The sequence below is a fragment of the Clostridium sp. genome (assembly GCF_018372875.1).
Classification (GTDB): Bacteria; Bacillota; Clostridia; order Clostridiales; family Clostridiaceae; genus Clostridium.
On the sequence record NZ_JAHAIF010000028.1, the window covers coordinates 26,632 to 36,095 of the forward strand.

9 protein-coding genes are annotated in these 9,464 nt (G+C 29.1%); 3 read left to right on the plus strand and 6 right to left on the minus strand.

Translation table 11 applies throughout. The annotated features are described in order from the left end of the window. Nucleotides 1-9: 9 nt before the first annotated feature. The 4 genes from KIB46_RS10365 to KIB46_RS10380 form a co-directional block, all read right to left on the minus strand. Nucleotides 10-1,869 (minus strand): nucleoside-diphosphate sugar epimerase/dehydratase, encoded by a 1,860-nt coding sequence (locus KIB46_RS10365; RefSeq protein WP_291671757.1) that lies wholly within the window; start codon nt 1,867-1,869, stop codon nt 10-12. A 78-nt stretch (nt 1,870-1,947) separates the two neighbouring features. Continuing rightward, the gene (locus KIB46_RS10370) at nt 1,948-2,712 is read right to left on the minus strand and encodes a CpsB/CapC family capsule biosynthesis tyrosine phosphatase (protein WP_291671740.1); all 765 of its coding nucleotides are present in this window, start codon (nt 2,710-2,712) and stop codon (nt 1,948-1,950) included. A 12-nt stretch (nt 2,713-2,724) separates the two neighbouring features. Continuing rightward, nucleotides 2,725-3,384, minus strand: a complete 660-nt coding sequence (locus tag KIB46_RS10375; RefSeq protein ID WP_291671742.1) for a CpsD/CapB family tyrosine-protein kinase — start codon at nt 3,382-3,384, stop codon at nt 2,725-2,727. 11 nt (nt 3,385-3,395) lie between these two features. After that, nucleotides 3,396-4,073, minus strand: a complete 678-nt coding sequence (locus tag KIB46_RS10380; RefSeq protein ID WP_291671744.1) for a Wzz/FepE/Etk N-terminal domain-containing protein — start codon at nt 4,071-4,073, stop codon at nt 3,396-3,398. 906 nt (nt 4,074-4,979) lie between these two features. On the opposite strand from KIB46_RS10380, the gene KIB46_RS10385 reads away from it, so the two are divergent. After that, nucleotides 4,980-5,408: a hypothetical protein gene (locus KIB46_RS10385; protein WP_291671746.1), complete on the plus strand. Its 429-nt coding sequence runs from the start codon at nt 4,980-4,982 to the stop codon at nt 5,406-5,408. A 67-nt stretch (nt 5,409-5,475) separates the two neighbouring features. Here the strand turns inward: KIB46_RS10385 and KIB46_RS10390 are convergent, their stop codons facing one another. Both KIB46_RS10390 and KIB46_RS10395 read right to left on the minus strand, forming a co-directional pair. Beyond that, a complete protein-coding gene (locus tag KIB46_RS10390; RefSeq protein ID WP_291671748.1) occupies nt 5,476-6,495 on the minus strand; it encodes a glycosyltransferase in 1,020 nt (339 codons plus the stop codon). A 67-nt stretch (nt 6,496-6,562) separates the two neighbouring features. Continuing rightward, entirely contained in the window at nt 6,563-8,155 is a 1,593-nt protein-coding gene (locus KIB46_RS10395) for a peptide chain release factor 3 (protein WP_291671749.1), read from the minus strand. Nucleotides 8,156-8,264: 109 nt separating this feature from the next. On the opposite strand from KIB46_RS10395, the gene KIB46_RS10400 reads away from it, so the two are divergent. Beyond that, the gene (locus KIB46_RS10400; RefSeq protein WP_291671751.1) at nt 8,265-9,074 is read left to right on the plus strand and encodes a Cof-type HAD-IIB family hydrolase; all 810 of its coding nucleotides are present in this window, start codon (nt 8,265-8,267) and stop codon (nt 9,072-9,074) included. Nucleotides 9,075-9,134: 60 nt separating this feature from the next. Further along, nucleotides 9,135-9,359, plus strand: coding sequence for a hypothetical protein (locus tag KIB46_RS10405; protein WP_154840352.1), 225 nt, complete (start codon nt 9,135-9,137; stop codon nt 9,357-9,359). Nucleotides 9,360-9,464 lie beyond the last annotated feature (105 nt).

A 9,464-nucleotide genomic window follows, 5' to 3' on the forward strand; every position in this document is an offset into this window, starting at 1 on the left:
TTAATCTAACTATTTACTTCTCTCAAATTGCTCAACTTCTACAGTTGCAGCCGCTTCATTATCCTCATCGGGATTTCTATAAGTAGGTACCACTTCATGTAGTTTTTCTCTTAATCCTTCCTTACTTGAAAGCTTAACCACATCTAAAAGTTCATTTAAATCTTTTTTAACCTTATTTAATTCAAAATCTCCAGGTTTTCCTATAAATATCTTCTTATGGGGTGTTTCACTTAATCCCTCTTCATCCATAAGAAGTTCTTCATATAGCTTTTCACCTGGTCTTAAACCAGTAACTTTTATTTCTATTTCTTCATTTGGAACATATCCTGATAACCTAATTAAGTTTTCTGCTAAATCATATATCCTAACAGGCTGTCCCATATCTAAAACAAATATTTCTCCACCCTTTGCATATGCTCCAGCTTGTAAAACTAGTTGTGATGCTTCCGGTATTGTCATAAAATATCTTGTTATATCCTTATGTGTTAAGGTAACAGGGCCTCCCTCTGCAATTTGCTTTTTAAATAAAGGAACCACTGAACCATTTGAACCTAATACATTTCCAAATCTAACTGCTACAAATTCTGTATCACTTTCTTTATCAATAGACTGTATAACCATCTCACACACTCTTTTAGTTGCACCCATTACATTAGTAGGGTTTACTGCCTTATCTGTAGAAATTAATACAAATCTTTCTACTCCATATTCACTAGCAAGTTCTGCTGTATTTAAAGTTCCTAAAACATTATTTTTAATAGCTTCTCCCGGACTATCTTCCATTAAAGGTACATGTTTATGGGCTGCTGCATGAAATACAACCTGAGGTCTATACTCCTTAAATATACTATTTAACCTTTTTCTATCTCTAACAGATCCTATTAATGTCTTTAAATTCAAGTTTTTATACTTTCTTAAAAGTTCATTTTGTAGGTCGTAAGCATTATTTTCATAAATATCAAATATAATAAGTTCCTTTGGATTAAATTTTGCTATTTGCCTGCACAATTCTGAACCGATAGAACCTCCTCCACCAGTTACCATAATTACTTTATTCTCTATATAACCAGAAATACCACTAAAATCTAACTTAATTGGTTCTCTTCCTAGTAAGTCTTCTACATCTACATCTCTGATTTTTTTAACAGAGAACTTTCCATCTATTACTTCTGAAACCCCAGGCATTATTTTTACCTGAGCAGTTGTTTTCTTACATTCATCTAAAATTTTCTTTAGTTCTACTTCATTTAACTCTGATATAGCTATTATTATTTCATCAATTCTTTGTTCCTCTACTACTGTAGAAATATCATATCTATCACCAAGAACTTTTATTCCTGATACATAAGTTCCTTTCTTTTGTATAAAATCATCAACAAAGGCTACCACTTTCTTTCTATATTGTGGATTCTTCTTATATTCATTGGCAACAAGAGCCCCTGCTCCTCCTGCTCCTACAACTAAAACTCTTTTATAATTTCCATTACTTCTATCACTAACGTATATCAAAGTTCTTCGTACTATTCTCCAACTAATTCTAATCCCATTGCAAAATATCATAATCATTATTCCAGCCATTACTGTAACCATTAGCGGAATTCTATTGCTATCAAAGTACGATATTGTTAAAGTAGCTATAGTGCCTATGGAGGATGCTATTACTCCACTAACAAATTCATCTATACTAGCAACGGACCAAATACTTTTATATTGTTTAAACGCCATAAATATCCCTATAAATATTAAAGATATTAAAAATATTTTACTTATATAACTTTCATATATTACTACAATTTCTGCTATACTGATGTCAGTATATTTAAACCTAAATATAAAAGCTATAAAATATGCACTAAATATTAATAACATATCTAAAACTACTAATATTGACGTTTTAGCTTTTTTATTTCCCAATGTTGTCCCCCCCTATCTACACACGGTTTAATATTACTTTAAAAATGAGAAAATACCCTTTTTTTCTTTTACTTTTTCTCCTATAAACTCTACATCTTCATTATTTAATAACCTTCTACCACTTTCTCTAAAAAGCTCTTCATTTATTTTACTTTTCTTTTTAACTAATTCTATTCCTCTATCTATGCCTGTACATCTATTTGTATCATTATGTGCATCAGAACCAATAAAATTATAAATATTATTAGCCAATAATATCTCTGCAGTTTTCTTTACGCTATTTCCAAACTGACCTTCAATACTTCCAGCATTCATTTGAAACAAGAATCCTTCATTAATAAACTTATTAATTCTCTCTGGTTTTTCTATTATAGGTCTATATCTTTCTGGATGGGCAAGTATTGGAATTATGCCCTTTACTTGAAGTTCATATATAACCTCTAATGTGTCGCTATCAAAGCTTCTCATAGGAAGTTCTATTAACATATATCTTGAGTCATTAATTGTACCTATAAGACCACTTTTATAATCATCTATTATTTGTTCTGAATAATAGACTTCTTGACCATAATGTATGTTTATATCTAACCCTTCTCCTTTTGCAAGCTTATTAAACTCCCCTACTAAGTTCTTAACTTCATTATAAGGTTTTTCTCCATATCCTCTACAAAAGTGAGGAGTGGCAACTATATCCTTTGTTCCACTCTCCACTGCCATCTTAATCATATGTAGTGTCATATTTATATTTTTTGAACCATCATCAATTCCAGGTAATATATGTGAATGTATATCAATCATTTAATCGCCCTCTTACTTACCTTCATTACCATAATAGTAGTAATATTTCTTTCTAGTGTTTTCAACACCATTAAGTACAGTTCCTAATATATTGGCACCTACTTTATCTAGAAGTGCTTTTGCTTGTTGTACAGAATCTCTTTTTGTTTTCTCTGCTCTTACTACTAGAATTGTTCCATCTACCTTAGTAGAAAGAATTTGAGCATCTGTTACAGCTTGTAACGGAGCACTATCTAGTATAATTATGTCATACTTGCTCTTTAACTCTTCTAAAAGTCTTCCCATTGCTTTTGAACCAAGCATTTCTGAAGGATTTGGAGGTAACTTTCCTGATGTTAAAATATGAAGATTTTCACTATATTCATTTACCGCACCATTCATTTTCTCTTTTCCTATCAAAACATCAGATAACCCAACTAAATTAGATATTTTAAACTTTCTATGAAGTGAAGGCTTTCTTAAATCACAATCTATTAAAATAACACTCTTCTCTGATTGTGCAAAGGATAATGCTATATTACCCGCCGTAGTTGACTTACCTTCACCTGGCTCAGAGCTTGTTACTACCATGGTTCTTATCTCTTTATCAAAAGATGAATATTGTATATTAGTTCTTAAAGTTCTATAAGCTTCTGCTGCTATAGATTTTGGTTTTTTTTCTACTATAAACATATACTTCTCCTTTATTTAATCTTTTCTTGATCTGGAATAGCACCTAAAACAGGCACTCCTATAACATCTTCTAATGATTCTTTGTCCTTAAATGTGTTATCCATAAATTCTAATAACAATGCTAGTCCAACTCCAACCATTAATCCTAGTAACATAGCTGTTGCTATATTCATTTTCTTATTAGGACTTACTGGATTTTCAGGTAGCTTTACACTTTCAATTATCTTTACATCTGCATTTTTTATTAATGCTGATGCTTCTTCAACAAATTTATCTGTTACTGCTTTTACTACATTAGCTGCTTCTTCTTTATCTTTACTTATGTACTTAACTTCCATTAATTGAGTATTTGTTATTTGTTCTGCAGTTAATGCGGATGATACTATTTTAGGATCTAAATCTATATTATTATCCTTTAATGCCTTACTAACTAAGTCTTCTGTTTTTATAAGGCTTGTATATGTTTTTACTAATTGTTGATACATTGTTATATCACTATTATTATAATTTTCTGTCGAAGCTTCCTTACCAACAAATAGTTTTGCTGATGCTTCATATTTAGGTTTTATTACAAAAAAGCTTACAACTGCAGATATAATTGTTGCTATAAGAGTTATTGTAACTATTAATTGCCATCTCTTTTTCAACCCATCAATTATATCTTCAATCTTGATAATTTCTTCATTCATTCTACTTTCCTCCATAAATTTTTACATTATATTGTCGAATATACACACAGTATTTATTTTACCATCTCAAACTACATTTGTTAATAAAGAATATATAATCTTCATTATAAATATATTTCCAGTTCTTTTACTAATTATTCATTACAATAACGAACATTTAATATAATTTCTTATTCCATATTTTATTTTAAATTATAATCGTAAAATTTCAATCAATCTCACCATTTTTTTTTCGACAAAGATTTTTATAAATAAATACTTTTTCGTACATTTTCAATATTTCTAAACTTGTCTAGACCAGCCATTTTGTAAATGAAAACTTATTCACATATTTCTTTGCATTTGTCGAATCGCATTTTTTCTTGTCGTTAATTTTTTATTATCTTTTTTACCTAGGTGAACTATTTTTTATTGATAAATTAAATACTTCAATTTTATTATTAACATGACTTTAAAAGTATGAACTGTTTTAATTTCACCCATAGTATTCTTAACAAACTTATTGCCTCTAGAAGTTTAAAACTGAATAAACTTTTCCTATACAGCTTGGCCAATCTTAAAAACGTATATTCATTTATATTTTTTCATAGACTCTTCTAAATTTTCAAAAGCTAATTCCAATTGATTTAAATTTAATGACTAACTAGGATTTGAATTTAAAAACAAATTATTAGGATAGCTCTTTTAAAACTATAACTCCCACATTAACATTTCTTTTTTCATTTTAAAAATTTCTAATGACTGATTTTTTACACCTCCCAAAGTTATTTATTTTTTAAATATTATTTTTATTATTAATATTTTAAAAGAATAAATATTCTTTTAAAATATTAATAATTTTATTGTTATAAGACATATTATTTATTATAATTATTATGTAAATATTTTCCAAAAAGGAGTGGTGAAATGGCAAAGAAAAAACAGAACAGTGATATTTGTTCTGAGGATGTAGAAATATTAGATGATGTTTGGGATCAGGAGGAAAAAATTTTTAGAGATCCAACTGCAAGAACCGTTATGACTTTTAACTTTCAAGAGCCTGATGATGATAAACCATCTTCAAACGAAACTGAAAAGAACACTACTAATCAATTGAAAGAAAAATCCATATCCGATAAATCTAGAAATGATACTATTTTTAACAACTTTACTGTAGGAGTAATTAACAATGATAAAGAACCCTTTGATTGCAAGAGAAGCTATTCCCTTAGAAAATCAACTGTAAAAATGTTAAATGAATTAAAGGGATTTAGTCTAGATATTAATATGCCTGTTGGAGAAATAGTAGATGACGCTATAAGATACTATTATTATTACGTAACAAATCAACTTTAGGAACATAGTATATATCACAAAAAGGATGCAGAGAGTTTTATTTTATACTGCTCTCTCTGCATCCTTTTTATTTATATCCTTTTTTAATTATTCTTTTTACAAATTCAATACTCTTTTGCTTTATAAATTCTATCTTCTTCACAGTATATTGTTCAAAAAATATACTATTCACATAGTCACTATATTTACCTTGATAAATACAACTTTTCAAATATTTTTGAGCACAAATCCCAAATATACAATCTACATTAACATAATTAATCAGCTTCTCCAAATATTCTTTCTTTTCATCTAATGTATATGACAAATCCATCATATTTTGTACCATTGAAATTTCAAAATGCATATCAAGTTCTTTTTCCGTAGGATAAAAATCGAATTTTCCCAAATAATCTTTATATATACTTTTAAACACTTGTTTTCTTTGTTCTAAATTTCTATTTGCAGTTCTAGTAGCACTAGTTTTAACAACTCTATAGTTTAACAACGCCTCATCTAAATTTGCTACTTTATATTTTAAAAGCATTCTGTTCCACAGTCCATAATCCTCTGCGTATTTATCCTTATATTCATATTCTAAATTGTCTTTTTTAATTATATCACTTCTCATAATAATCGTTGGATGTTGAAAGGAATTTTCAAATATACTATTTGCAATTAATTGATCATTACTAGTCAGAACGTTAATTTTCTTTTTTATCACCGATCCATCTAAAAACATATTAACTGCCGTACCTAACAATGCAACATCTAGGTTTTCTTCCATATATGCAACTTGTTTTTCAATTCTATCATATAAAGCAATGTCATCTGCATCCATTCTTGCAATATATTTTCCTTTTGCTTCACTTATTCCTATATTTAAAGAGTATATTAACCCCTTATTCTCCTTATTGTCTATAATCTTTATTCTATTGTCATTTGAATAATATTTTTGCATTATACTAAAACTCTTATCTGTACATCCATCATTAATTATAATAAATTCAATATTTTTATAACTTTGATTTAAAATACTTTCAATAGATTCATTCAAATATTTTTCACCATTATATACAGACATTACTACACTAACTAAAGGTTGCATAACTTAAAATCCTCCATAAATTCATAAATATTATTTGGGTAATTTTATAATACTATTTATACAATAACTATTCAGTTTTTCCTACACCTGAAAGAACAATTCCTTTATTATGCTCTAAAGCCCATGATATTCCCCAGTCATTTTGGAATATAAGAAGGTTTCTATCCTTAAAGTCTTTAACCTTTTTAGTATCTGAAGTAAGATTTAAAGTATCTGGATCTAAATCCTTGTTTTCAATCCATCTTACATATCTATAAGGAAGTCTTTCCATCTTAATATCTGTATTGTATTCACTCTTAAGTCTATATTCTAAAACTTCAAATTGAAGTACACCAACAACTCCAACTATTATTTCTTCCATTCCTATGTGAAGTTCTTTAAATACTTGAATTGCTCCTTCTTGAGCTATTTGAGTAACACCTTTTATAAATTGTTTTCTCTTCATAGTGTCTACTGGTCTTACTCTTGCAAAATGTTCTGGAGCAAAGGCTGGAATCCCTTCAAACTTGAACTTCTTTGATGGGGAGCATAAAGTATCACCAATTGCAAATATACCCGGGTCAAATACCCCTATAATATCCCCTGCATATGCCTCTTCAACTATTTCTCTATCTTGAGCCATAAATTGTTGAGGTTGGGCAAGCTTGATTTTTTTACCACCTTGCATGTGCATAACTTCCATACCTTTTTCAAACTTACCTGAACAAATTCTCATAAATGCAATTCTATCTCTATGAGCCTTGTTCATATTAGCTTGTATCTTGAATACAAATGCAGAGAATTTATCATCAAATGGGTCAATTTCTCCTATGTCTGAATTTCTTGATAGTGGTGATGTAGTCATTTCTAAGAAATGTTCTAAGAATGGTTCCACACCAAAGTTAGTTAATGCTGACCCAAAGAATACAGGAGTTAATTCTCCACTTCTAACCTTTTCTATATCAAAATCATCTCCAGCAATATCTAAAAGTTCTATATCTTCCATTAACTTATCATGAAGAGCTTCTCCTAGAATTTCTCTGAATTTATCATCTTCTACATTACCTTCAATAGCTTCTACTTCTGTTTGTCCGTGATCCCCACCATTAAAAGCAATGATTCTTTTATTGTCTCTTTCATATACACCCTTAAAGTCTTTACCTGAGCCTATAGGCCAGTTCATTGGATATGTCTTTATACCTAATTCATTTTCTATTTCTTCTAATAATTCAAATGGATCTCTGGCTTCTCTATCCATCTTATTTACAAATGTGAAAATAGGCATCTCTCTTAAAGAACAAACTTGGAATAACTTTCTTGTTTGATCTTCCACACCTTTTGCTGCGTCAACAACCATTACTGCTGAATCTGCTGCCATAAGTGTTCTATATGTATCTTCTGAGAAGTCTTGGTGTCCAGGAGTATCTAGTATGTTTATACAGTGTCCACTATAATTAAATTGCATAACTGATGATGTAACAGAAATACCTCTTTGCTTTTCTATTTCCATCCAGTCTGATACAGCATGCTTAGATGCTTTTCTTGCTTTAACAGAACCTGCAAGTCTTATAGCTCCTCCATATAATAAGAACTTTTCTGTAAGTGTAGTCTTACCTGCATCTGGGTGAGAAATAATTGCAAAGGTTCTTCTTTTTTTAATCTCATTTATATAATCAGCCAAAGCTTATGCCTCCTCTATATTAACATTAAGTATATTTTTACACATCTTTAGATTATACCACATTTTACTGTATAATAGACATAGAATTTGTTGGTTTTGGGAGGTTCTTATGTTTAAATTGATTGCTCTTGATATGGATGGAACTTTATTAAAGGGTGATAATACAATATCACAAGAAACAAAAAAAGCTATTAAACTAGCTAAAGAAAAGGGAATAAAAATAGTTATTACAACTGGAAGACCTATTCAAGGAGTTATGAATTATTTAGAAGAATTAGATTTAATAAATGATGATGAATATGTTATTACTTATAATGGATCTTCTATTTATAATACAAAAACTTTAAAACCTATAGTTAGAAGTGGATTAACAGGAAAGGACTTTAAAGATATTTATAAGCTTTCTAAATCTTTAGGGGTTGAATTTCACGGTTTTATTGATGAGTGCTGCATTGCACCAAAAGAGAATAAATATACTGATGCTGAAATTCAACATAATAATATAGATGTTAAAATTATAGATATAGAAAATGACATAAATGATAATGATTTTATTATTAAAGCAATGATTTTAGATGAAAAAGAAAAGCTAGACCAAGCAGTTAAAAAAATTCCTAAAGAATACTTTGAAAAATATAATGCATTAAGAACAGTTTCTTTTATTTTTGAATTTATGAATAAAAATTGTAGTAAATCTAGTGCTCTAAAAGCTTTGTGCAAGCACCTAGATATTTCACAAACTGAAGTGATAGCTTTTGGTGATGGAGAAAACGATATAGACATGCTTCAATTTGCCGGGCTTGGTGTTGCTATGGGCAATGCTTCTAACTATGTACAGTCAAAGGCTGATTATGTTACTCTTTCTAATGAAGAAAATGGAGTAGCAGATGTAATATATAAAAAGATTTTAAATATTTAACTGCATTTTTTTCTCTCCTTACGGTAAAACTATTTATATAAATTTAAGGAGGGATACTTTATGAGCAAGAAAAAAGCATATTTGCCTAAAGTAAGAACAGACTATCATCCAACTGAAGATGAGATAAGGAGCTATGCTCCTAATGGAGATTCAACACCTCTTCCTAATCCTGCTGTTGATGATATAGCTGTAAATAATATAGCATGGCAAGAATTTGATTATACAGAAAGTCTTTTTGATGAAGGTGACGATATAATAAACGACAATCATAACTATGAAGACTAGGATAAGATAAAAAAGGGGCTGTATCAGATTAAGGTTTTTTACCTTAGGCTGATACAGCCTTATTTTTATAATTTTAAATTTTATTCATAACTTTATATGTATTTA